We start from the raw sequence: 25,484 nt of genomic DNA, 5'->3' as shown, positions 1-25,484 counted from the left end.
ACCGGTAACTATTCAGCAGGTCTGCGCATTCACTGCGCTGACCGTAAGAAAGCATTCCGCAGCCAAGCAAAAATCCCATCGCCAAAGGCAATTCTGCATGGATCTTTGCCTGTAACTGTGAGGGTACTGAACAGTTACCATTACCGTTATAAATGTCACTGAAATGTCATTTTGCCCTGCTATACTGTGTTTCCATAAGGAGGATACACAATTATGGAAATACTCTCATGTAATGATCTAACAAAAATTTACGGCACTGGCCCTAATGCGGTCACTGCCCTGGACCATGTCACACTCTCCGTGGAAAGCGGAGAATTCGTAGCCATTGTGGGCGCTTCCGGTTCCGGAAAATCCACGCTTCTGCATCTTTTGGGAGGCGTGGACCGGCCCAGCGAAGGTGAAATCCGTATTGAAGACACCGATATCTCCACCCTGGACGAGGAGGCACTTGCCGCCTTCCGAAGGCGGAAAGTTGGTCTTATCTATCAGTTTTACAATCTGATCCCCACACTCACCATCAAGAAAAATATTTTGCTGCCTGTTCTTCTGGACGGACGCAAACCTGACCAGAAAAGGTTTGACCAGATCGTCACAACCCTGGGCCTGACCGACAGACTGGACCATCTCCCCGGAGAACTGTCAGGAGGCCAGCAGCAGCGGGCCGCCATTGCCAGAAGCCTGATCTGCCGCCCTGCCATCTTACTGGCAGATGAACCCACCGGCAATTTGGACCGGAAAAATTCCCAGGAGACACTGGATCTGCTGAAATTATCACACCGCCGGTTCGGGCAGACGGTCCTTCTGATCACCCATGACGAAAAGCTGGCATTGGAGGCTGACCGTATCCTGACCATGGAGGACGGCAGGGTCATCAAAGACCAGGTGAACCGGTCATGAAGATCCTGAGAGAATACACCCTGGATTTTATCCGGCGGAACAAACGCACAAGCTGTGCCATCATGATAGCCCTCTATCTGGCCAGCACCTTCCTCTCCGCCCTCTGCGGGTTTATCAATACCATGTGGAAGGATACCACCACACTCACGGTATTTAAATCCGGGGACTGGCACGGGGAATTGTTCGGTGAGTCCTTTGGCAGGGATCTGCCCCTCATCAAAGGGTATTCCACTGTGGACAGCGTCTTGATAAAAGGCGATTTTATCACAGCTGATATTGAGGACCCCAGAAGAGAATATCTATCCCTGCGCCGTGCCAATGCCGCATACTGGAAACATATGCCGGAAAAAAATGAGCTGGCGGACGGACGCGTTCCCGCAGCTCCCAATGAGATCGTCATATCAAAACAATATTTTGAAAACCATCCGGAATTTAAAATCGGCGATACCATAACCCTTCCCATGGGGGAACGGGTAAAAGACGGCACTGTCCTGCAGGCCACGGAACCGCTTCGCAGCGGGGAGACATTTACCAAAAAGGAGGAGCGCACCTTTACTATAGTAGGGATCCTGGACGCTGCCACCCCCTCCTCTGTCCCCTCCTATTATGCAATGGGCTACATGGAGGATGAGGAAATCCGGCCGGAGGAATCCATAACCGTATATCTGCGGTTCCGGTCCATCCGTGACACCTATAAGGACTTACCGCAAATAGCAGCTCTGATCGGCTGGGAAAAGGATGAATACGGTGATTATAATCTAAAATACAATACAGATTATCTCTCCCAGCATTTTGTCTTTCCTAAAGGACAGTTCCAAATTGACAATGTACTGGAAGCACTTGCATTTCCTATTATGTTTCTGTTCCTGGGGGTATTGGTGGTGGGGCTTTTTGTCCTGATCATCCACAATGCTTTCTCTCTGTCCGCCAATTCACGCATTACACAGTTGGGTATTCTGGCAAGCATCGGCGCCTCTCCCCGCCAGATCCGGCAGTCCGTCATCTGGGAAGGCCTGTTCCTTATGCTTCTTCCCCTGCCTGCAGGACTTGCCACCGGATGGTTTCTGGATAATCTGCTGATACAATATGTGAACTCCATCAATGACGCAGCCAGAAGCGGCAATATACCGAAGGTCACTTTTTCATACGGACTGCCCAGTATCCTGCCTGCCATACTGCTCACCTTTTTTACCGTGTGGTTCTCAGCCAGGATCCCTGCCAGAAAAATAGCCCGGCTGACTCCCATTGAGGCGATCCGCCAGGGTGGAAGTGGAAATATAAAGAAGACCCGCTCCCGGCACATACTCTCCCGCTTCTTCGGGATTGAGGGGGAAATAGCTTCCAGCGCACTTTCTTCCAGAAAGCGATCCTATCGGACAGCTACCATCTCTCTGACCCTTTCCTTTCTGGTCCTGGCCTGTTTCTGGCACTTAAACGCTTTCAGGGCGGTCCAGGCAGAGTTCTCCGCAAAGGAGGAGCAAAACCAGGCGGATATTGAGTATTACCTGGATAACGGCCAGGCACCGGAACCGGAAATCCTTAAGGACCTGAAACGTTTTCCCCATGTAAAGGAAGCGGTCTTTTATTCTAATTTAAAGTCTGCGCTTTGGGTCACACCGGATATGGTGTCAGATGAGCTGGAAAATGCCGGAGGCATGGATGCTGTTGTCGACACAGGGAAATATTATCCCATTAAAAGAGACGGGCAATACCGGGTACAGAACTATTTCATTGGACTGGATGACGAATCCTTCACTGCATACTGCAGCACTCTGGGCATTGACCCTGCGCCTTATTTTGATACTGCAGATATACAGTCTATTGTCTGCAACAGCATTGCCGATAAAGTGAATGCCACGTCCACCGAGACGGATATCATAGACTTTCTCAAGATACAGGAGGGTGACATCCTGACCTTTACCGATAAGATCCTGGATGAGGAGGAAGGGGAATCGAACATTCAGGTGAAGGCCGGACACATTACAGACCAATCTCCTCTCCCCGGTGTGGAATTTCCCGGGTATACACTGCTTCAGTTTGTACCTATGAGCACCCTGGATTCTATTTCCGAAACCTTCAGGGAAAAACGACGTCTGGGCGCTTACCATGCCATTGGCCTATTCAAAGCCGACGACAGAAAATACATCCCCCAGATCAGAGATGAACTGGAAACATTCAGTGACAAATATTACGGCTCCGGTGATTATATTATTTCCGATATCCTGGAAAAAGAAAAACTGGACAAAGACACCAGCAAAATGTACAGTGCGATCATTTTCTTTATCTCCGGGCTGATGGCCGTCATCGGTCTCTCCAATGTATGGGCAACCATATCCGGGACCCTGAAAAGCCGCAGACGGGAACTCTCCACACTGCGCTCCGTAGGCCTCTCTCCAAGAGCACTGTCACGTATATTATCCCTGGAAGCCCTGCTGTTCGGGCTGACACCGTTCCTTATCAGTCTTCCCGTACAGGTGTTGTTCGTAGCATTCTTCCTGAACGCATCAGGACTGCCCTTTGGCGCTTATCTGGTACACGCGCCGTTTTTGAAGATTCTTGCATACACGGCTCTGCTGCTGGCTGTCATGCTGGCAACATATGCCTCCGGCAGCAGAAAAATACGAAAAGAAAATATTATTGATGCACTGAAAGACGATACGGTTTAGAGTGGGGCGTGGGGATCATCTTTTTCCCTCATAAAACCTTACAGTAAAACATGCTCCCCCATTTTCTCTATTCTCTGCCCGCAGAGTACCGTTCTGCCGCTCAATCAGTGATTTTGACAAGGCCAGACCAATGCCAATACTGTCCTTACAGGCATTTTTTCCCTGGTAAAACCGCTGAAAAAGATGCGGCAGGTCATCCTGATCAAACCCGGGGCCGTTGTCCGCCACCAGGATCTCCGTATAAAGGGGATTCTGGTGGTATTTTATTGCGATCCTTCCGCCCTCCCCTGCATGTTCGCTGCAGTTTTTTATCAGATTGGATAAGGCCTCAGCCGTCCAGTGTCTGTCACCGCAGAAAACAGCCTCCGGCTGCATCTGTACATCCAGGGCCTGCTCTCTCTTTTTTATCTGCGGTTCCAGCGGTTCACAGGCCTGGATGATCACAGAGGCAGCATCCAGACTTTCCTGTTCCAGTTCCAGTGTTCCCGCATCCAGTCTGGACAGTGTCAAAAGTCCGGCTACCAGATATTCCATCCGGGAGATCTGGCTTTCCAGACGTTCCAGATAAACCTTTGTTTCCCGGATCTCTCCCTCCTCCTGGATCAGTTGTACCATCAGGGACATGGAGGTAATGGGCGTCTTTAGCTGGTGTGCAATATCTGCCAGATTATCCGCCAGATTCTGCCGTTCCCTGCACGCATCCTCCTTTGTCCTGCGAAGCTCCCGGACTGTCTTATATATTTCATCCTCTAGTATGGAGAAAGAGTCCTCCTTGCGGGCCAGCATAGTCTCACGGCCCTGATTCACATCCTCCAGGTAGGCGGTCAGATCCCCAACGCGGCGGGCTTTCATGCGCTCTCCCTTGGTATACCAAAACAGCCAGATAAGGAATATCCCTGCAAATCCCACACAGGAAATCCCCAGATATACAGGAAGGAGGCCGCCCCGGTAAAATCCAGCCGTATATCCATATCTGTCCAGCCACTCTTTTCCCTCCCGGGATACAGATGCACTCCGGCTTTCTCTCAGAATCTCCGTCACCTTTTCCGTAAGTTCCGGTTCCTCCACCATAGTGTAGGAGATCATATGCTCCGCATTCTTTCTCTGCGTGTGAGAGGAAATCACGGAAAAGCAAAAACCCAGAGCTGTTCCCAGGAAAAGTGCCGCCGCAAGTGCTGCCAGTATGGTGATCCTCCTTGCTCTCTTATCCATTCTCAGTGTTCTCCTCCATACGGTAACCGATCCCCCGGAGTGTCTGGATCTGCTTCGGGTTCCCCAGCTTTTCCCTGAGACGTTTCATAGTGACTGTCAAGGTATTGTCATTGACAAAATTTCCATCCGCATCCCACAGAAGCTCAAGAAGACGGTTCCTGGTTATGGCCTGGTTCTTATTTTCCAAAAGCACCCGAAGCAGGCGCAGTTCTCCGGCTGTCAAAACCACCTCCGCGGTTCCTATATATGCTTTCAGCTTCTCTGTATCCATGGAAATATCACCGCAGATGAGCCTTCCCTTTTCCGCCGTCCTGCTGCTCCTTCTTAAAACAGCACGGATTCTGGAGGAAAGAACAGACAGGAGGAACGGCTTCACAATATAATCATCCGCTCCCATATCCAGTCCTCTCACAATATCCTTCTCATCATCCCGCACAGTGAGAAATATAACAGGAAGTGTTTCATCAAAAGCCTTTACCTGCCGGCAGAAGGAAAAGCCGTTCCCATCCGGCAGATTCAAATCCAGGAGCACAAGATTCGTATTTTCATCCAGGCAGGATTGTGCCTCCTTTAAGGTCCGGCACCAGACAGTGGTGCTGCCCTCTTTTTTCATTGCGCGCTCTATTCCAAAAGCAATTGTCTCATCATCCTCCAGCAGTAAAATATGCGGCATAATATATCTCCCTCAAAAATAAAATAAGTCCTCGAATTTCTTGTCCAGTGCAATGCATAAGATCAGTGCCAGTTTTGCTGTTGGATTAAACTGTCCCGTCTCAATGGAGCTGATGGTGTTTCTGGACACCCCCACCATCTCCGCCAACTGGTTCTGGGACAGTTTTTTCTCACTTCTGGCTTCCTTCAGGCGGTTTTTTAAAATCAATTCATCGTCCATCTGCAGCCCGCCTAAAAGATCTCACTGATATAACCCACAAACAGCAGCACAGCAGCCAGCGCTGACACAATTCCCAGTCCTGTCTCAAATCTCTTGTGAAGCTTCACACCGTTATACAGATAATGAATCCCCATACTCACAAAAAATATGCAGTACACATCACTCCAGGGCTGTCCCGCCACAATTTTTACGATCATCAGCGCCAAAGTCACCAAAAGGATTCCCATCAGCACAAAGCTGAATCCTTTCTGCGTGACCTGCATTTCCCATTCATCCATGGAGCCTTTCTTTTTGTTCCTGGCCCGCTCTAAAACTTCCTTTTTCTCCATTACAGCACCATCCTCTCTTTGCCAAGTTTTCTTGTCATCTATATTATAACATGCCAAGTTTTCTTGTCAACACTTTTTGCCAAGTTTTCTTTGCAGACATCTGGCAAACGTTACTGTACACTCCGTGTCCAGTAACACGCTTCGCGATGCACAAATATGGAGCATTCTGCTCCATATCGCGCTGGCTGCCTCGGATTTTCATGCTTCCGGCATGAAAACGCCTCCCGGTACAGTGGCCTGTGTACAGTAACTGGCAAACGTTACTGTACACTGCGTGTCCAGTAACACGCTTCGCGATGCACAAATATGGAGCATTCTGCCCCATATTGCGCTGGCTGTCTCGGGATTTTCATGCTTCCGGCATGAAAACGCCTCCCGTACAGTGGCCTGTGTACAGTAACTGACAAACACCTGCTGCTGTGAACGCAAAAAAGTGCAGCTGTAAAAAATCATTTTTACAACTGCACTATGCTCGTTCCTCTTAGTTCTACACTCTGTTTCTTATTTTGCCAGCATCATCATAATGTCATTGCTGCGTGCCACAAATTTTGTCATTTCCTCAGGTGTAAGCTGTCTGTGGCTCAGTACAGCCAGATCATAGAGCTGTTCACAGATCACTTTTGTATTATCTGTATCTCCGTTGTCCAGAACATACTGTACCAGCTTATTATTGGCATTCAGTATCAGAGTCTCCTGTCCGCCGAACATAGACGGGTCCATGCCGTACATATTATACATTTTCATCATTTCCTGCATACGGCGGCTTTCCTCTGAAACTGTCATCATGGAAGAAACATTTTCATTTTTCAGTTTTTCCACTTTGACGGTCAGGTTCTCTTTATTCAGCACCTTCTTGAACAGTTCTGAAAGTGTCTTTGTCTCCTCCTCAAGCGCTGCTGCGTCATCTTCTTTTACAGAGTCATTGATATCCGCATCAATGCGAAGGAATCTCACATTTTCTTTGATCTGCTCTACATGGGAGATAAACGGGGAGTCAATATTGTGCTTCATGATGACAGCATCCTGGCCCTCTTCCCTGAACATATTAATGTACTGGCTCTGCTGTACTTCATCTGTCACATAGTAAATATTTGTCTTCTCCGGTTCTTTCTCTTCTTCGTCTTTCTTGCCGTCCTCTGCAGTCTCCTCTTTTGTTTCCTCAACTACAGTTTCCTCAGCCTCTTTGGCCTCTTCCGGTTTTTCATTGGCTTTGATGCAGTCCTCCAGAGTCAGATACTTGCCGTCGATATTCTTATACAGGATATAATCCATCATTCTCTCTGAGAATTTTGTATCCTTTAAGCAGCCAAATTTGATAAATGGGCTGATATCATCCCAGTATTTTTCATAATTTTCCCTGTCTGTCTTGCACATGCCGGACAGCTTGTCAGCTACCTTTTTGCTGATATACTCAGAGATTTTCTTTACAAATCCGTCGTTCTGCAGCGCACTTCTGGATACGTTCAGAGGCAGGTCCGGGCAGTCGATCACACCCTTTAACAGCATTAAGAATTCAGGGATCACTTCCTTAATATTGTCCGCAATGAACACCTGGTTGTTGTACAGCTTGATGGTTCCCTCAATGGATTCATATTCCATGTTGATTTTCGGGAAATACAGGATACCTTTCAGGTTGAACGGATAATCCATGTTCAGATGGATCCAGAACAGAGGCTCCTTGTAATCCATAAATACTTTTCTGTAGAACTCTTTGTACTCCTCGTCTGTGCAGTCATTGGGATGTTTTGTCCACAGCGGATGGGTATCGCTTAAAGATACCGGGCGTTTATTGATCTTTACTTTGTCCTGAGCCGGTGACACCTCAACGATTTCTTTTTCACCGTTCTCGTTTTCCTTCTCCTCTGTCTTGGCCTCCTCGTGGATATGCTCTACAATTACATCATCCTCTTTCAGGTCCGCCTCGTCAATGGTCTCATATTCCTGCTCTGCGTTAGCTTTGGACAGGAAGATCTCAACCGGCATAAAGGAACAGTATTTCTCAATAATTTCTCTTGCACGGTATTCATTGGCAAACTCCAGAGCATCCTCATTGAGGAAAAGAGTGATCTCCGTACCAACCTCTGTACGGCTGCCCTCACCGATCTCATACTCTGTACCGCCGTCACATTCCCAGTGTACCGGTACGGAATCCTCTTTGTAGGAAAGTGTATCAATGTGCACTTCGTCAGCTACCATGAAAGCGGAGTAGAATCCCAGACCGAAATGGCCGATGATCTGGTCCTCGTTTGTTTTGTCTTTGTATTTCTCCAGAAACTCTGTTGCGCCTGAAAATGCGATCTGAGTGATATATTCTTCCACCTCTTCAGCAGTCATGCCAAGTCCGGTGTCGATAAATTTCAGAGTCTTTTCTTCCGGATTCACGATCACTTCAATTCTGTTCTTATGTCCTTCCGGGAATGTGTACTCACCCATAACCTCTAATTTTTTCAGTTTGGTGATGGCATCACATCCGTTGGAAATCATCTCACGGAAGAAAATGTCATGGTCGGAATACAACCATTTCTTAATGATCGGAAAAATATTGTCGCTATTGATTGATAAATTACCACGCTTGTTAGCCATGATATGCATCTCCTTTGCCTTTTCTCTGTATTCTTGTTATTTATTACAGAAAACCATACTCCGGTTTCTGCTGCTAAAAACAATATTAATACCCATTCGTGAAAAAGTCAAGAGAAAATTAGCACTCATTTAAAGTGAGTGCTAACATTTTTCCCCGGCTATATTCCCGTCTTCCATTCCAGTTCAATATTTTCACATGCATGCAGTGTTATTTTCTGTCTGTCATGATCACCGGACAGTTTTAGACCGGTGATCGCCACGTCCCGCAGCGCATGCCCCGGTTTGTCAAATCCGCATAATTCTATGGCCTTACACGGCACCCGGCTGCCGTCTTTTTCCGTAACCATTCCCGTAAGATAGATATTATCGAACCGGAATCCCTCAAAAACCGGGGGCTGTGGTGCAGCAATGCCGTCATCATTGTACTCCACGGCATGGACCATAATCCTTGGCGCACTGCAGTCCCTGACCCATATGTTTCTTACATAGCCTCCCCGTTTTTCGGTGCCCTTAATTTCAATACCATACCGGGAGCCTGTCAAATCGCAGTCCCAGATGGAAACATCGCTGATTCCGCCGGACATTTCGCTTCCCATAGCTATTCCATGCCCTTTTACGCTTCTGCAGTCAAAGATACGGATGTGCTCACAGGGACGGCTGATCCGGTTTCCCTCCGGGTTCTTTCCCGACTTAATGGCAATGGAATCATCCCCTGTATAAAAAGTACAGCCAAAAATAGTACAGTTCGTCGAGGAATCCGGGTCCCATCCGTCTCCGTTCCAGACTCCCTCTGACCGAAAAACGCAGTCATTGGTAATAATCTGGTCGGAATAAATCATATGTACGTTCCAGCTGGCTCCGTTCATCAAGGTAAGGCCCGATATCCGGATATCCTGGCAGTTGCTGATATTCAGCAGCCTCGGCCTTACCCTTCCGGGTATGGTATCTGCATTTTCATATGCCTCAATCCCGTCACCCAACTCCTTCAGGTACTCCCTGAGCCGCTCCCGTTCAGAACAGATGACCTTCTCTGCCAGTGCCCTGCCGCCGCTGGCGATTGTGCCCTTTCCCCGGATAACCACGTTCCTGCAGCTATAACCGCCAGTATGGTCAAGCTGCCCAAGGTTCAGAAGGCTGCTGTAGCATTCCATCTCCAGTCCTTCAAACCGGCTACTGATCCGCGGCAGATAATCCCCTGGGCGATCCGTCCCCTGGAGAACCGCCCCCTGCTCCAGATACAACTCCATATCACTGTGCAGCCGTAAGGCTCCTGTCACAAAGATACCCGCCGGGATATAGACAAGATCATTCTCTGTACAGTCATCAATCGCCTTCTGTAATACTTCTGTATTCAGGGATTCCCCATCCCCCAAAGCCAGATAAGGTGCTTTGGATACATCCAGCACTCTCTTTTTCTCTCCAGTTTTCAGGGGCAGCGTCCCCAGACTTTCCTCCGGGCCACCGCATTTTAATACACGGACTTCTGCCTGATATTCCCGGCCGTTTTCAAGCCCCTCCATACAATAATGCGTCCTGTCTGTCTCCCCTGCTTTTGTACCGTCAATATATATCCGGTAGAAATCGCCCTTTTCTGCTGTTTCAGGTTTCTCCCAGAACAAGGTAATGCTGTCACTTTCCGTAAAGCCATTAAGCATTCTCCCCATTTTTCTGTCCTCCCCTCTGTTTCCTGTTCCGCAGATAAAAGTAGAGTCCCCAGTCCTGGTCATTGGCGTATGGGTCATAATATGCGCCTGAAATGCCGTTTACACTTTGGGGGAATACATAGGCACAGGAAGCCGAACCATCCGGGAAGATAAGCGGCAGCACGCCTCTTAGAGAATCCTCTGCACGCTTTTCATAGAAGGCATCCCCGGTAATCTGTGCATACAGCAGGAAGACATTTCCTGTCAGGGCACTCCAGTAATGGGGAAATGTGTCCCCGTACAGCTCCCGTTTTCCAAACCAATAGCCATCCCAATGGCGGACTGCATTTTCATAGAGATGGTAATCCGGCTGGGTTCCGTTGAACAGATCCAGGACTTCCATCTGCTCCCTTGCCGCGCGCAGATACTTTCCCTCCCCACTCAGGCAGTAGACTTTTAACAGGACATCTGCCGCAGGCGCCACGATGCTCTGCTCATAATTCACTTCTGACGGCGGATAATCCCGCCCGGTTTTCACCAGCTGGTCAGCATGTGCCCTGAACCAGACTCCCAGTTCTATTCGCTCATTTTCCATCCCTGCTGCCTTCAAAGCCTCATCAATCAGAAGGACAGGAAGGTCTATGGGATAAAATTTGCTCCCGCCTTCTTTATAAAACCGTAATAGTATCCGGTATGCTGTAACCAGATACCGTTTCTCATGGTACTGCCGGTAAAGTTCTGTAAAGAATGTGGCATACCAAGGAAGATTATACTGTCTGGTGTAACTTCCGTCCCGTCCTACATCATTAAATACCTCACCGGTCTCAGGGTCTGCCAGTTCCCTCTCCACAAACCGGATATAGCTTTGGAGACTTTTCTCCAGGTCCTCTGCAATTTCACTGCCATCCTGCAGATATTCAGATAACAGAAGCCCCATACCCACACGTTCCCGGCCGCCGTTATAATCGTTAACCGGACGGTAAACCTGCAGTTTTTCCTCGTTGTCATAGGCAAGATAAGCGCCGTCCAGCTGTCTGAGTTCCCCATAATACTGCTGATGCTCCGCGATAAATCTGCATCTTGCCGCTGCCAGTTTATATGGTTCCTCCTGTACCAGCAGCCTGCATATGGTGCGGATGCCGTCAACGCAGATATGCAGGATCTTTTCCCGGGGAATCCGCGAGGAATACTCTACATGGTACTGCCCATCTTTTGCCATGATCTCAGCTCCATCAACCCAGACATGCTCTGCTTCAAAGGACGGCATAATGCGGATATTTACTTTCTCATCCGGAAAAAGAACATAATGATCAGCCTCCACTTTCACATACTGTCTGTATTTCCCCATCTGTTCATAAAAATCTATCTTACCCTTGTGGGGGAAGACCACCCAGCTAAGCCGTTTCGTCTCTCCCGGCGCAAACTGCATGGCAGACGGATGGAGCCAGAAGCATCCCCTGTCATTGCTCCTGCTGGCAACATTACGGGTTACACTGTAAGATGACAGGCTTCCCTCCTCAACCACCATCCCCAGATGCGGCGCATCTCCGCCCATACGCAGGGCCATGACATAACTTACATCTTCCCCGCAGAAAATATGGGTATGGCATCTGTATTTCATACAAACCTCACTGCTTTCATACTTATCCTGCAGCGGAAAGGAAACACTTATACTGCCTGTATGGGTAAACACCGGCTTATCCTGCCTGTTGTTAAACAGGATTTCCGTATGGATGCAGTCGCCTTGTTTTTTATGGTAAACCTGGTAATCCAGCTCTTTTGGCACTTTCACCGCGGCATAGGGGAAATCTTCCCTCAGCCAGTTCATATGATACCTGTCCTCTTTAAAGATAATCTCTTTTATATGTGTGATTTTTTTCATCATTATCCTCCTGCATAGCTATTCCTCCTATATGATCACTCTTTTACACCTCCAAGTGTAATTCCTGTCACAAAGTATTTTTGTAAAAATGGATAGATACAAAGGACCGGTACCATGGAAATAAATATTTTAGCTGCGTTTAATGTAGTATTTGACATGGATGCCATCTGTTTAATCTGTTCCGCTGTCATCTGGGAAGTATCCAGCTGGAATATCAGCTGTTTTATGTAAGTCTGCAGTGGATAATGCTCCGCACTCGTGGACAATACCAGGCCCTGAAAGAAATCATTCCATTGAGTCACGATGGTAAACAACGCAATCGTCGCCAATACCGGCTTTGAGAGCGGGACTACAACCTGCATAAGAATACGCCACGGCCCCGCCCCGTCTATCATAGCTGCCTCTTCCAGTTCTTTCGGAATATCCTGAAAGAAATTGACCATCAGAATCAGATTGAAAACGGGTATACCACCGCAGACCGCCAAGCCAAATACACTGTTGGTCAGCCCATATGCTTTCATGGTAATATACCATGGGATCGTTCCTCCTGAAAACAGCATACAGAAAACAAATATCCAGAGGAGTACATTTCTCGGTGCAAATTCTTTCTTTGTCTTTGCAAGGGGATAGGCCGCCAGTGTAAGTACGGGCAGGGTTATGGCAAGCGAGGCCAAAACCCTCTGGACTGCCACCCAGAATGATATAAAAAAGTTCTTTTCTTTCATGATCTCTCTATAGGCATTCGCCGTAAAATCCACCGGCCAGAATGCCACTTTTCCGGCCTCAGCAGCCGCCTTTGAGCTGAATGATACCGCCAGGTTATATACCAGCGGAAGCAGGCAGCTCAGCGCGGCCAGAATCAGAATAAATGCAAAGAACGCTTTTAGAACGGCTGCCCCCTTTGTTTTCTTTTCTACCATAATGGCACCTCCTAAAATATCCTGTAATTTGCTTTTTTATAGGCAATATAGTAAGAACCTGAAATAAGTCCAAAACCGATGACCGATTTCAAAAGTCCCACTGCCGTTGCCAGAGAGAACTGCATATCCGTCAGGCCGACTCTGTAAACCCAGGTATCAATAATATCACCTGTGGAATATACCGCCTGGTTATAAATATTATAGATTTGGTCAAATCCGGCATTCAGGATATTTCCCAGGGCCAGAATTGTCATCAGGACAATGATCGGCTTAAGTCCCGGCAAGGTAATGTGTATCATCCTCTGAAACCGTCCCGCACCGTCAATGGCAGCTGCTTCATACAGGGCCGGGCTGATACCGGTTAAAGCCGCAAGGTATACAACCGCATTGAAGCCGAATTCTTTCCAAACATCCGTCCCCACGGCAAGCCCCCGGAACAGTTCCGGCTTCCTGAAAAAGGCAATGGGGTCCATGCCCAGAGATGACAGGACGCCATTGATAGGGCCGTAAAGCCCAAACACGTCCAGAAGTATTCCTCCCATGACTACCCATGAGATAAAATGAGGCAGATACACGATTGTCTGTACACTCCGCTTAAAGAATACATTCTTAATCTCATTCAGAAGCAGCGCAAAGATAACAGGCACCGCAACATTCAGTAAAAGTTTGAATACGGCAATCACGATCGTATTTATGAAAATACTGCTTACGTCCTTCATCTCAAACATATAGTGGAAATTTTCCAATCCAACAAACCCGGAATGCAGAATTCCTTTCCCCGGATTATAATCCTGAAATGCCATTACAATCCCAAACATAGGGACTATATTAATGCAGACCATCCAAACCAGTGCCGGGATCACCATAATCCAGTAAATTCCTGTTTTTGATCTAAATAAGTTTCCTTTTCTGGTATTCAATTTCCTACCTCCCTTTTAGCAAGAAACAGCCGCAAATATCACGGCTGTCTCAAAGCACTGTCCTATTTCATTATATGACCTATCCTATTTTTTCATTGTCTCCTGCACCTCAGCGGTAATCTCATCTCCGCCTTCAGCTTTCCACTCTTTCACAAAAGTGTCAAAATCATCTAAGGAAGCTTCTCCGATAATAATCTTCAGGAAAACTTCATCCTCTTTCTTCTTAAGGTTTGCCCACTTCTTCTCCATGGTCTCGGTCTGGCTGTAAATCAAACTGTAAGTTTGATTTACAATGCCTTCCTCCTTGGCATCCACCACACATTCATATCCTTTCAGGAGAGAATATAAACGTCCAAAATCTGTAGGAGTCTGATCCCAGCTGCCAATACGCAAATCGTCATATGGAGGCTGTAAGCATTGCTCCAAAGTTTCAAAATCATGATCCAGCAGCTTGTAATTGATGGGGTCGTATTCAGGAACTTCTTCACCATCCATCTTTGCCCGCAGCGCTTCCACGGAAAAAGAACACTCATCATAAGGGGTAATCACCACTCTGCCGGGATAATATCCTGCATCCAGTTTTGTCTCAGCCGCAAATTTTCCCTCGTCTCTGCGCAGGAAACTATTAAGCACGAATGCTGCTTCAGGATGCTCATAACCTTTCCTGACAACGCAGAAGCTTCCGCCTACACCCCCTTGTTTCGGATACCACTGCCCGTCTTCTGCCAGAGGACCTGCAAATGCCTGCCAGTCAGCCTCAGGGTCATTTGCCAGGCCGTCTTTTACGTTATATCCATTCCACCAGGGGGAGAATAAAATTCCTGCTTTTCCGCCCTTCCAGGCTTCATCCGCATCTTTCCTGACACCGATTTCCTGATCCAGAATTCCATCCTGATACATTTTCTGCAGTTCGCCAAGGGCTGCTTTTGTTTCCTGGGTAGTAGAACCGTACACCGCTTTTCCGTCTTCCCCTTCAATCCAAAATCCCGGCCAGGATTTATATGCCTGGAAAATACCGTCCAGGTTATTCATATTGTTTGTGGAAGATATAAAATCATTATAAAGCCTGTTATTCACTGTAGGACCTAAAATCCCGATGGTATCCTCCCCACCCATCTGGTTGTCCACAAATGCCTTTGCCACTGTTTCCAGTTCCTCAATGGTTGTAGGTACTTCCAAGTTGAGTTTTTCGAGCCAATCCATGCGAATCCACATATTGTTATAACCGTCCGCCTCTGCCTGGACATTTGGCAGGGCATACAGTTTTCCGTCAAATGTGGCTGCTTCCAGCGCTTTCCCATCTGTGGCATTAATATTGTCTTTTATGATATCTGATGCATATGTATCATAATAATCGGTAAGATCCTCCAGCATATCTGATTTTACCATCTTGCGCAGCTCCTGCTCATTCACAACTAAAATATCCGGCAAATCATTTGAAGCTATGGCGAGGTTCAGCTTCTGCGTATAGTCTGCATTTGACGCTGACCATTTCACCTTAGTGTCAATGTTCATATTTTCTTTTACATAACGGGTGTAATAATTGTCTGTTGCGGATTCCCCTTCTGGTATTGGCAGAGTCGGGTTGATAGACTGTACAATCTCCACTGTGACAGGCTCCTTGTATTTCCCAAAGGGACCGGGATTTCCTTCTTCATCCACCGGAAGATTATCGCCTGCTGCTGATGTGTCTTTTTTGCCACTGTCATTCCCGCCGCATCCGGCTAATCCAGTCACTGCCATCGCACAGGCCAGCAACACCGCAAGGTAACTTTTTCTCTTCATTATTACTTCCTCCTCTTTCTTTTGATGGTATCATTATAAGATTTTTCATCCTGCATTTGGACTGATATGGTTAATGGAAAGGTGGATTTTTTTGCTTATTTTAAATCCTGTGTTTAAAATTGTCCACCATCCCGTACAAATAGTCCACCTGTCTTTCCACTCATTTTATTGCTATTTGCATTACAGCGTTTTATAATAATTTCAAACCAATGATGATAGAGAGGTGCTTTCCCATGTCACGACTAAAAAACAGCCTGTCTCTGAAAAAACGGATTTTTGTCTTCTTTTTTGGCGTCCTGATTTTAATTGCCAGTGTCTATACATTTACGTTCAGCAGATTCATCACCCGTTTTACGGAAGAACGTCTGGATACGGATTATGAAAATATTGTATCAGAAACCTGCGATGCTGTGGAAAATGCCCTCTGGAATCTGACGCTTACTTCCCAGCAGATACTGGAAAATGAAGAGATTCAGAAAACAGCGGCCAGTTACCAGAACTCCCCGAACCTCTATGCAAAGAAGGACAATTATACCCTTCTTTTGGATACCGTATCTTCGCTCACCATGTCCAACACAGATATCGGGCTTATTTACCTCTACGACACATCCGAACAAGACTTTATATACAGCAGCCTGCCAGTTACCGGCACAGCCGAATCAGAGCCTGTCCTCTACCAGAATACAGTATTCTGTTTCCGCGGTCCATGCAAGAGCCAGAGCGACTTTTTTGGCAATCCGGTGCTGATCCTCAACCGGACAGAAGACATACCTGGCGGCAGCCCGGTTACTTTATCTGTAGAGTCCGGCATTTACACTCTGGAAAGGCCTTTCAGTGCCGCAGCGCAGAAATCCGCTTATCTGATGTTTACAGATAACGAAAATAAGCTTCTGTACAGCACGCTTCCGGAAGAACAGGATTCAGAGGCACTGCTGAAAGAACTTCTGGGCGGCTCCGCCAGGGAATACCGCTCTTTCAGCAAGGAAAGTTCCCAGGGCTGGGGAGTACACATAGTGATACCTGCGTTCATATATACAAGGGACTACAGATCTGCCCTGCAGGCATTCATACTTCAGACAGTGCTGCTTGCTGTCCTGGTGGGGGTTTTTGCCTTGTACTTCTGGAAAACCATATATAAACCCCTGCAGTTATTTGACCGTCAGCTCTCCTGTCTTCTTTCTGATGAGATTCCGGCTGAACAGATGCATTCATCCATCCCGGAATATGACAATCTGCTGAATAAAATCCTTGTTCTCCAGAAGCAGATCCAGGAGATGCTAAAACGTGCTGTCCTGCAGGAAAAGCGCCACTCCCGTATGCAGCTTGAGAAACTCAGGGCCCAGATCAACCCGCACTTCCTGATGAATACGCTGAATACCCTGCATTGGATGGCGCTTATGAACCACCAGACCGATATTGATAATATTACCCAGGCTCTTTCCCATCTGCTGAGCTATAATCTGGACAAACAAAGTCATTCTACAAACCTGGGAAATGAACTGAATGCGCTGAAGGAATATGTGACATTACAAAAAGTCCGCTATCTGTTTGACTTTAAGATTGTTTCACCCCAGGAAGCTGCGTCGCTGATGTATCCCTGTCCTAAATTCATACTACAGCCGCTGATTGAAAATGCTCTCAGCCACGGTTACCGTGAACATATGGACATCACACTTACGGTAAAAACGGACGGACAAATGGTGGAACTGACTGTTAAGGATACCGGCACCGGAATCCAACCGGATATGTTAAAGAAACTGCAGTGTCTGTCTCCCATAGAAAATACGGCTTCTGCCACCGGCATTGTGCCTGATACAGACAAAGTCCAATTTGGAATCGGACTGCAGTATGTGATTCAGAGTCTGAATGATTTCTACAAAGGGGATTATAAATTTGAAATTGGCAGCATACCCGACGAGGGAACTGTCATTACCTTAAAAATTCCTAAAATTAAAGGAGGGGGCTATTATGCTGAGAATACTGATTATTGATGACGATGTGCTTACCAGGAAAGGTATCCAGACGCTGATGCCCTGGGCCGCCCACAATATGGAGATAGTCGGGGAGGCCTCAAATGGGAAAAACGCCCTTGAATTTCTGGAGAACCACGAAGTTGACCTGGCTCTGGTGGATTTAGACATGCCTGTAATGGATGGCATCACCTTTATCCAAAGGGCTAAGGAATCTTATCCGAACTTAAATTATGTAGTGCTCACTGTCCATACAGAGTTTGAATATATCCAGAATGTACTGCGTCTGGGAGCTATTGACTATATTGCCAAGACACAGTTTGACCAGGAAAATTTTGATCTGATACTGGAACGGATTAACGCCAGCGTATCCAAAAAACTGGCGGCCTCCCTGAACACCCAGGATATCAACTGGAAAAAAAGCCAGATACTCTATCCTGAAATGTATGCTCTCATCAGCATGGAATCCGAAAATGACGACCATATCATACAGTTCTGGGATCTGAATCATCTCTCCCAAAACCTGGAAATCTATGAACTGATACCAGGATGCTGGATCTTCTCCTCAGACAAGAAAGAGTTTGATTTTCCAAGTTCTTTCCCTAATACTACTTTGCTGAGTATTTCTGATGTCAGCGGCATGACTTATGAAGAACTGGGCAGGCTGCTCCGAAACTATAAGACGGAACAGTTCTTTTATGACTATCAGCCATTGCACGCCATCAATTATAAGAGGGCCTATGAATTAAAGGAAGAGAAATATATCACCGACGAAATAGATTTAGACAGATTAAAAGAGGAATGGAGTTCACTAAACTGGATATATGAGAATGCACTTTTTGACAAGTTCAAAATCGACTTAAAAAACAGCAAGCTGAAGTATTCTAAATTATACCACCTGCTGCTTTCTTTGGAAAATATATGGAATACCTCCTACGGGAAACTTTCGGGGGAATCTGTAAAACTGCCTTCTGTATTTCATTGCTGGAAAGAAGTTGAAGACTGGCTGTCACAGCTTTATGAAAAAAGCAATATGTTCAGCGCTTCCTCCAAATATTCTATGGAGGTAACGCAGAACATACTCGCCGCAAAGCTATATGTGGATTCCCATCTTTCTTCATCCTTCGAGACATCCGAAATCGCCAGGAACGCCCATATGAGCTATGGCTATTTCAGCCGCTGTTTCCATGATATCATTGGTATCCCTTTCAGCGAATACTGTACACAGATGCGTATTAATAAAGCTAAGGAATATCTGCTCCATACATCCAATTCTGTCCAACAGATCTCCTGTGATGTAGGGTACAGCGACGAAAAATACTTCAGCCGTATATTCAAGAAGCAGACTGGGTTAAGTCCCAGTGAATTTAGGAAACCCTCCCATTAACCGGAGGGTTTCCTATAAAATTGCACCCCATACAGTAATACGGACTAAAAAGGGCCGTTTCACAATGACTAGTTGATATCCTATATCGTGGAAGGATTCTCCTAAATACTCAAAATAATGATGCTCTCTTGCAGCTGCCTCCTGTAACCTCAACGAGACGGTCATGAAGCAGTAATACCTGTTCTTTTGTCAAAACAGGATCCATGTATTGTCAGCGTCTGGCTGTTTATGATCATTACAGCCCATAAGGACAGCCATTGCAAAAAATAACGATCCGCATAAAAGCCATAATCTTCTGGTAATCTCATATCACCTCTTCCTTAAACATTTTACACTCCGGCGGGAGCTGCCTCTCTTTTACTTTTTCCACGGACGTTTTTTACCCGTCCATCCTTTTTCACGCCAGTAATCTGCGTCTGCCTCATTCCAGCCGTTTTTTTGTACATGTCTCATAACACCAAAGAATGCCTTTGTTTTTAAAGAGGGTCTGACATTGCCATAATTTTTTCTGATCTTTCGAGCCAGAGATGAAGTTTTCTTTTCAATACGGTGTTTTATCTTGTCGTCAACCCGATTCCATGAGACTTCCTTAACCGCTTCCCCATATTTATAGGTCTTTCCAATTCCCCAAAAGAATGTACTGTCCGCCATATCCTTATTCGTACTCCTCATGCCTCCGCCTGCTGCTGTTGAAATACAGACTGCCTGCTTGTGAAACATTTTTTCTTCTGGACGATGTACCAGCCATCTATAGCCATAATGGTCTAAAAAGACCTTCATGGCGCCTGTAGCGTGAAAAACATATACAGGGCTGGCCAAAATGATCACATCGGCGTTATCCAGGGCTTCTGTAATGGGCTTCAGACTTTCGTAATGAGGACATAACGTTTCAGATTTCTCAAAACAATTGGTGCACCCCACGCAAAAAGAGCGAAAATCCCTCGGCAGAAAAAATTCCGTAACCTCACCTTTCAACTTTTCGGAAAGTATTTTTGCAATATGATAAGTTGAACCTTTATGACTCTGTCCATGTACGATCGTTATATTCACTGCCGAATCCTCCATTTAAATTTTAACTTTCTAACGCTGTCTCAACTGCTCGTTTTGCATGGATCAGAGTTGTATCAAAAACAGGCAGTGAAGAGTCAGACGGATGAATGAGGAGTCCAATTTCAGTACATCCGAGGATGACACCGTCCGCTCCCTTGTCCTTCAGCCTATCAATGATCTTTTGGAATTTTTTGCGGGATTCCTTCCTGATCTCCCCTATGCAAAGTTCACGGAAGATGATCGCATTGACCGTATCAATATCCTCTTCCTCCGGTATTATTACATCTATGCCTCTGTCTATCAGCTTTTGCTTATAAAACTCTTGTGTCATAGTGTATTTGGTTCCTAATAAACCCACTCTCTGAATATGACATTTTTCAAGTTCTTCTGCTGTGGCATCGGCTATATGTATGATAGGAATATGTATCATTGATGATATCTGAGGAACTACTTTGTGCATGGTATTTGTACAGATCAAAATAAAGTCAGCACCGGCTGCTTCCAACCCCTGCGCCGCTTTGCCAAGTATATCTCCGCTCTTTTTCCAGTCACCGCTTGACTGACATTTTTCAATTTCATCAAATTCTACGCTATAAAGAATGATTTTCGCAGAATGAAGTCCTCCAAGTCTATTTTTCACTTCTTCGTTTATGATTCGATAATACGGAACTGTGCTCTCCCAGCTCATTCCGCCAATTAGTCCGATCGTTTTCATTTCAGGCACTCCTTAACCTCTTATTTTCCGGCTTTAAAAAGTATATTCAGCTATGCAGCCGCTCTATGATGCTATTTATATTTTCTTCAACGGGCAAGGTCCCATCCACATGTATGACAGGACAGCGCAAGGCTTGTACCCATTCTTCAACCTCATCCTCTGTTCTGGATCTGACCATATCAAAAAATGCACGTTCCTGTTCATATAAAGTTCCACCGGACAGCATTCTGCTGCCGAATTTTTGAAAAGAACGATTTTTCACCCTTTGCAGCCGAATATTTTTTGGTACGTCAATGACCACTGCATATTGATAAAACGGTAGGATATCTTTCCCGTAATCCCCTTTCACAGCGGCAAAGACAAAGTTTTCGTGTGTACTGATCTCATGCAGCAGAAGTTTTTCCACTTCTTCACGGGATCGTGGCGATGCATAAATATAATGAGCGTCTGTTTTTGGAAAAAACAAATCTTCATTATCAATAAAATGAAAACCCAGTTTCTCTGCCAACGCTTTTCCCAGTGTACTCTTTCCGGCACCATTTAAGCCGCATATCATAATCCCTGTTCCCATTCATATCTCTCCGTTTCCTGATCTCTATCCACCGTCACTTTTTAGCAGACCTGGCATTTTCCATATCGCTGCACAAAAGTTCTTTGCTTTCGACCGGTGAACAGAACAGATTCAGTTTTTATTATACGCCCCTTAAGGGCGCAATGCAAATTTCTATGGGAAACAATACCACACCGTTTTGTGTTGACACCATACCGGAGAAACCCTACAATCAAAATGTAATAAGCCGCCTAATGTAAAGTATGAAATACACACAGGTAAAAATATATATGGACAGAAAAAAACTTGTTGATCAGATTATTGATCATATAATACAGCATTTAGATGATGATTTATCACTTGATTCCATATCTGCTCAGTTTTATATCTCAAAATATCATTTTAGCCGGATATTTAAGGAAGAAACCGGTGAAAGCATCTATGCATTTATTAAACGCTGTAAAATTGACCAAAGCGCAATTGATATGAAACTAAATCCAATGAAAACAGTAACTGACATCGGATTAGATTACGGATATAGTTCTTCCAATTATAGTTCTGTATTCAGAAAACACCATGATACTTCTCCTTCTATGTTTCGGCAGTCAATCCCAACTCATAGTATGCCTGTTCCTTTTTCCCCTGCACGAACGGCTCACTTTAAAACTGCGGAGGAATATGCTGCCCAAATCGAAATCCAAGAGTCCCCTGACCTTTTTGTGATCTATGAACGTTTTATCGGAAATTATGTGGACATTGAAAAAAACTGGTATCTCTTTTTAGATAAGTATAAAGCGTTTATGAATGAGAGGACCATTCTGGCAGAACGTTTTTTTAATGATCCTGCTATTACAAACGCTTCTCAATGTATCTGCGATATTTGTATGACAGTTGGGCAGGACTGCACGCTTGATAATGTCATGTGGATAAATGGCGGCAAATGGATCGTGTATCATTTCCAAGGAGAGATCAAGGACATTTTCGAGACATTGCAAGGAGTTTTCAACGTTTGGCTGCCGGGGAGCGGTTATAAAATGGCAAAACGGTATGGTTTAAATATTTATCGCCATATTGACCGAGGCTGCCATCAGGTTGTCATGGATTTATGCATACCCGTTTCATAAAAGCAAGAATTCAGAAGTCAACAAGTGACTTTCTTTCTATAATCAGAAGTACCAAGAAATACTTCTATAAAGAAAGAGAGTCATTTTTTATGCCGTCAGATGAAAATGATATTCATAATCAGAAATAATAGAAGTCTGTCTCATCCATCAAATGAAAGAAAAAGGAGAAAACTATGTTTGATATAAGGAAAATTCAAGAGAATGTAATTTACAATTCTGTCCTGGCAGAAAGCAATGCAGATGCAGCCAATGAAGTCGTGTACGGCAAAGAGCGGTCCGCAAATGGAGAAAGTAATGCTGATTGGGTAAAATCTGCAATGAACCGATTGGAAAACCGTTTTGACCGTCAAACGATAAAAAAAATACGCATGAACTGCCAATGTGGTTACGGGATGGAGGAAAAGCTTGCGCTTGTAAGAGAGCTGATGTCCGGTGCATCAAGCATAGAAGAATTTGCAAATTCAAAGAAAGCTGAGGCTGCCGGGCTTTTTTGCAAAAACGGGGAACTATATCTGCGGTTTGATTTCTGCCCCTGCCCTATGCTTGCAGAAGTGGATAGATTAGAGACAAATACATGGTGCCAGTGCACTACCGGTTACAGTAAAGTCCTTTTTGAAAAAGCGTTTGCCTGCACTGCGGATGTGGATTTACTAAAAAGTATAAAGATGGGCCATGATATATGCCTTATGAAGATCATTCTCCATAACCCACTCTGGCAATAACATAAGTCCATGGCAATTGATATAAAATTAATACATACCGTCGTATACAAAAATATTGCTGCGAAAACAGGACAACTATGAATAAACCATAGTTGTCCTGATTTCACTTGCCGTCGACGCCGATATATCCTGTGATCTTGTAAAAGGATCTTATAATAAAAGCGTTCTCTCCATCTCCTCAAAATTTATCTCTTTTTTATCCCCGTTTTTTAATCCGATCACCGTTGTCCCATAGCTTCCGTTTTTCCTATAATCATCATACTCCAAATAAGCAACCGGAAAGATTTCATCCTCTGTAAAATCATCATGGCTTTCCTTAGTGATGACCTGCGAGAGCAATAGATATGGCTCAAATCCGCCATATTGTTTATCCAGCTTCGTTTCAGCATAAACTATGATCGATTTTTCCGAATCCGGATCACTGCCCTCACTATGGACGTATTTTAGTTCGTTCCACCCCTGATAAATGGTCATGGCCAGCTGTTTCTCTCTGCCAGTAAAATCTCTTCCCTTTAGGATCATTGCTTTCCCCACTCCATCTGTCTTTTCCATTATCTGTGTTCCATTGTCAGGAAATCCGTATGCACCCAGTGTAAAGGCAACGGGCCGTCTGAACAATCTGTGTTTATCTGCCCGAAAAATACCATGGGGTACAGGGAAATCAGCTAAATTCATGGCCTGTATCCACATGGACTCCTTTTGCAGATTGTAGTCAAAGAACTGTCTTCTGTAAAGTACGCCGCCCCTGCTGCCATTCCAAAATGTCACGTTAGCTTTCTGTACCTCATCTGATGCCAGGTCCTTCAGTACATACTGCTGAGCCTCCACATTCCGGACTTTTACACCTTTTTGACACGGAGCTGCTTCCCAGGGATATTTCGTATTGAAACATAATTTTGAGTAATTCCACATGCCATGATCGTCATTCCGGTCCTTTACAACCTTGCCTGTGCGTAAGACGGTTTCCCCATTGGCCTGATGATTGGTAAAACAGAGAGCAGGGCCGTCAAGTACAGTCTCTTTTACCTCATTTTCCTCCATCACCTCCCACGTGCCGTTCTCCTCTTTTGCTGTCCAGAATGGATGTTCCGCGGGCAGATGCAGACACAGGAATGCCTTTCCCAGCCACAGGGGAGATTCCGCACAGGAATAGGCCTGCACCAACGGAGAGAAGGTTCCGTAAAAGCCAAGCGTCGGAATCCCTTCAAAAAGAAAATCCTCTCTGGTCAAAAACTGCAGCAACGAACCCGAAGAAATCCGCCTGGCAACTCCCGGGTTAACGGACGGGTTCTGCAGGAACATGTTTGCATCAAATGCACTGGTAGCTGCATTGCGGTAAATATTGCTTCTTCCCCACATATTGGTGAATCCGTCCCGGTCAAAAAAGTCCGGATAGGTCATCATCAACTGATTAGAGTTACGTTCAAATTTTCCGGCTATCTCCGGCATATGTTCATATCCATACCACAAATTCCACAGCGGTCCATAGACATTAAAAGCCCAGCATGAATAATAATCAAAAGAATGGCCATCCCTATACCAGCCATCCCCCACATAATAATTAAGGACAGACTGCGCATGGTCAAGCATGATATCTTCCCGGATAGGATAGCCTTCCATATGCAGAAATGCCATATCCAGCATATTAAACAGACGCCAGTTCTGCGGTACTGTATTTGCATGGGCAAAACTGCTGATGAATCCGGCAATCTTATCTTTCTCTTTTTTTGTATAAGTATCCCATATTTTTTCTCTGCTGATCCATAGACAGATGACCAACGCGCAGGTTTCTACCGTCTGCTGGAATGCCCGAAATGGATCTTCATGATCTGTTAATTCCTGTAAGTCTTCATATGTACCGACATATAATTCATCATCTTTTGTACAGATCCGAAGTATCTGTTTTTTATAATACTCTCTGATATTATATCCGCTGACCACTATATCCGGTTTGTTATCAACCAATGGCGCAGCTATAAAAAAGGAACGGGCCAGACCTTCAAATATTTCTGCCCTTCTCTCCGCTTCCAGGATTTTCTCAGCAGCATTTATGTGAGGATATGTGATCGTCGTCTCCTTGCGGGGCATGACTATCGGGGCATCCTCTGATTTAATATTCTGAAATATGCCTGTGAGCAGATATTCCGCTGCTTCCAGCCAGCTTTCCCTGGTCAGCCCTGTATAGGGGCTGCGTTCGTAATCCACAGTCTTAGGTTGAAATATCATCCTTTGATCAC

Annotated in this window: 20 protein-coding genes; 6 read left to right on the top strand and 14 right to left on the bottom strand. The window is 45.6% G+C overall.

Annotation, left to right across the window (positions count from 1 at the left end; all coding sequences use genetic code 11):
- Window positions 1-213: 213 nt before the first annotated feature.
- Window positions 214-897: an ABC transporter ATP-binding protein gene (locus CI595_RS19660; protein WP_095175315.1), complete on the top strand. Its 684-nt coding sequence runs from the start codon at window positions 214-216 to the stop codon at window positions 895-897.
- Complete coding sequence (locus CI595_RS19655; protein WP_095175314.1) at window positions 894-3,563, top strand: ABC transporter permease; 2,670 nt, start codon at window positions 894-896, stop codon at window positions 3,561-3,563. The genes CI595_RS19660 and CI595_RS19655 overlap by 4 nt, the downstream gene beginning before the upstream one ends.
- A 15-nt stretch (window positions 3,564-3,578) precedes the next feature.
- Here CI595_RS19655 and CI595_RS19650 read toward each other — a convergent pair whose 3' ends face one another.
- The 10 genes from CI595_RS19650 to CI595_RS19600 all read right to left on the bottom strand — a co-directional run bounded on the left by CI595_RS19650 (window position 3,579) and on the right by CI595_RS19600 (window position 15,729).
- On the bottom strand, window positions 3,579-4,775 hold the full coding sequence (locus tag CI595_RS19650) for a sensor histidine kinase (RefSeq protein ID WP_095175313.1): 1,197 nt from the start codon (window positions 4,773-4,775) through the stop codon (window positions 3,579-3,581).
- On the bottom strand, window positions 4,768-5,448 hold the full coding sequence (locus tag CI595_RS19645) for a response regulator transcription factor (protein WP_095175312.1): 681 nt from the start codon (window positions 5,446-5,448) through the stop codon (window positions 4,768-4,770). Before CI595_RS19645 ends, CI595_RS19650 begins: the two co-directional genes overlap by 8 nt.
- 12 nt (window positions 5,449-5,460) lie before the next feature.
- A complete protein-coding gene (locus CI595_RS19640) occupies window positions 5,461-5,667 on the bottom strand; it encodes a helix-turn-helix transcriptional regulator (protein ID WP_095175311.1) in 207 nt (68 codons plus the stop codon).
- A gap of 11 nt (window positions 5,668-5,678) precedes the next feature.
- Window positions 5,679-5,996 (bottom strand): DUF6442 family protein, encoded by a 318-nt coding sequence (locus CI595_RS19635; protein WP_095175310.1) that lies wholly within the window; start codon window positions 5,994-5,996, stop codon window positions 5,679-5,681.
- A 501-nt stretch (window positions 5,997-6,497) separates the two neighbouring features.
- Window positions 6,498-8,579, bottom strand: coding sequence for a molecular chaperone HtpG (gene htpG / locus CI595_RS19625; protein WP_095175308.1), 2,082 nt, complete (start codon window positions 8,577-8,579; stop codon window positions 6,498-6,500).
- Window positions 8,580-8,737: 158 nt separating this feature from the next.
- On the bottom strand, window positions 8,738-10,243 hold the full coding sequence (locus tag CI595_RS19620; RefSeq protein ID WP_095175307.1) for a glycoside hydrolase family 28 protein: 1,506 nt from the start codon (window positions 10,241-10,243) through the stop codon (window positions 8,738-8,740).
- Complete coding sequence (locus CI595_RS19615; RefSeq protein ID WP_095175306.1) at window positions 10,227-12,104, bottom strand: hypothetical protein; 1,878 nt, start codon at window positions 12,102-12,104, stop codon at window positions 10,227-10,229. The genes CI595_RS19620 and CI595_RS19615 overlap by 17 nt, the downstream gene beginning before the upstream one ends.
- Window positions 12,105-12,139: 35 nt before the next feature.
- A complete protein-coding gene (locus CI595_RS19610) occupies window positions 12,140-13,024 on the bottom strand; it encodes a carbohydrate ABC transporter permease (protein ID WP_095175305.1) in 885 nt (294 codons plus the stop codon).
- 11 nt (window positions 13,025-13,035) lie between these two features.
- Window positions 13,036-13,944 (bottom strand): ABC transporter permease, encoded by a 909-nt coding sequence (locus CI595_RS19605; RefSeq protein ID WP_330397411.1) that lies wholly within the window; start codon window positions 13,942-13,944, stop codon window positions 13,036-13,038.
- An 84-nt stretch (window positions 13,945-14,028) separates the two neighbouring features.
- Window positions 14,029-15,729 (bottom strand): extracellular solute-binding protein, encoded by a 1,701-nt coding sequence (locus CI595_RS19600; RefSeq protein ID WP_095175304.1) that lies wholly within the window; start codon window positions 15,727-15,729, stop codon window positions 14,029-14,031.
- A 233-nt stretch (window positions 15,730-15,962) separates the two neighbouring features.
- On the opposite strand from CI595_RS19600, the gene CI595_RS19595 reads away from it, so the two are divergent.
- Complete coding sequence (locus CI595_RS19595; protein WP_162291926.1) at window positions 15,963-17,720, top strand: sensor histidine kinase; 1,758 nt, start codon at window positions 15,963-15,965, stop codon at window positions 17,718-17,720.
- The gene (locus CI595_RS19590; RefSeq protein WP_095175302.1) at window positions 17,698-19,086 is read left to right on the top strand and encodes a response regulator transcription factor; all 1,389 of its coding nucleotides are present in this window, start codon (window positions 17,698-17,700) and stop codon (window positions 19,084-19,086) included. Before CI595_RS19595 ends, CI595_RS19590 begins: the two co-directional genes overlap by 23 nt.
- Window positions 19,087-19,443: 357 nt before the next feature.
- Here CI595_RS19590 and CI595_RS19585 read toward each other — a convergent pair whose 3' ends face one another.
- Genes CI595_RS19585 through CI595_RS19575 form a run of 3 tightly spaced genes read right to left on the bottom strand, consistent with a single transcriptional unit; the run spans window position 19,444 to window position 21,407 of the window.
- Window positions 19,444-20,136 carry a flavodoxin family protein gene (locus tag CI595_RS19585; RefSeq protein WP_167388475.1) on the bottom strand — a complete coding sequence of 231 codons (693 nt, stop codon included), beginning with the start codon at window positions 20,134-20,136 and terminating at the stop codon, window positions 19,444-19,446.
- 22 nt (window positions 20,137-20,158) lie between these two features.
- Entirely contained in the window at window positions 20,159-20,851 is a 693-nt protein-coding gene (locus CI595_RS19580) for an aspartate/glutamate racemase family protein (RefSeq protein ID WP_095175300.1), read from the bottom strand.
- Between the two features lie 46 nt (window positions 20,852-20,897).
- Window positions 20,898-21,407 carry an AAA family ATPase gene (locus CI595_RS19575; RefSeq protein WP_279233395.1) on the bottom strand — a complete coding sequence of 170 codons (510 nt, stop codon included), beginning with the start codon at window positions 21,405-21,407 and terminating at the stop codon, window positions 20,898-20,900.
- Between the two features lie 284 nt (window positions 21,408-21,691).
- Between CI595_RS19575 and CI595_RS19570 the strand changes: the two genes are divergently transcribed.
- Together CI595_RS19570 and CI595_RS19565 are read left to right on the top strand one after the other, a co-directional pair.
- Entirely contained in the window at window positions 21,692-22,525 is an 834-nt protein-coding gene (locus CI595_RS19570) for an AraC family transcriptional regulator (RefSeq protein ID WP_095175298.1), read from the top strand.
- 173 nt (window positions 22,526-22,698) lie between these two features.
- The gene (locus CI595_RS19565; protein ID WP_095175297.1) at window positions 22,699-23,247 is read left to right on the top strand and encodes a DUF6144 family protein; all 549 of its coding nucleotides are present in this window, start codon (window positions 22,699-22,701) and stop codon (window positions 23,245-23,247) included.
- Window positions 23,248-23,397: 150 nt separating this feature from the next.
- On the opposite strand, the gene CI595_RS19560 is transcribed toward CI595_RS19565, so the two are convergent.
- The gene (locus tag CI595_RS19560) at window positions 23,398-25,473 is read right to left on the bottom strand and encodes a DUF2264 domain-containing protein (RefSeq protein WP_095175390.1); all 2,076 of its coding nucleotides are present in this window, start codon (window positions 25,471-25,473) and stop codon (window positions 23,398-23,400) included.
- Between the last annotated feature and the right edge of the window lie 11 nt (window positions 25,474-25,484).

It is taken from the genome of Blautia hominis, from assembly GCA_002270465.1.
Taxonomy (GTDB): Bacteria; Bacillota; Clostridia; order Lachnospirales; family Lachnospiraceae; genus Blautia; species Blautia hominis.
The sequence above is the reverse complement of the archived record's forward strand: the minus strand, read 5'-3'. Positions and strand labels throughout refer to the sequence as shown.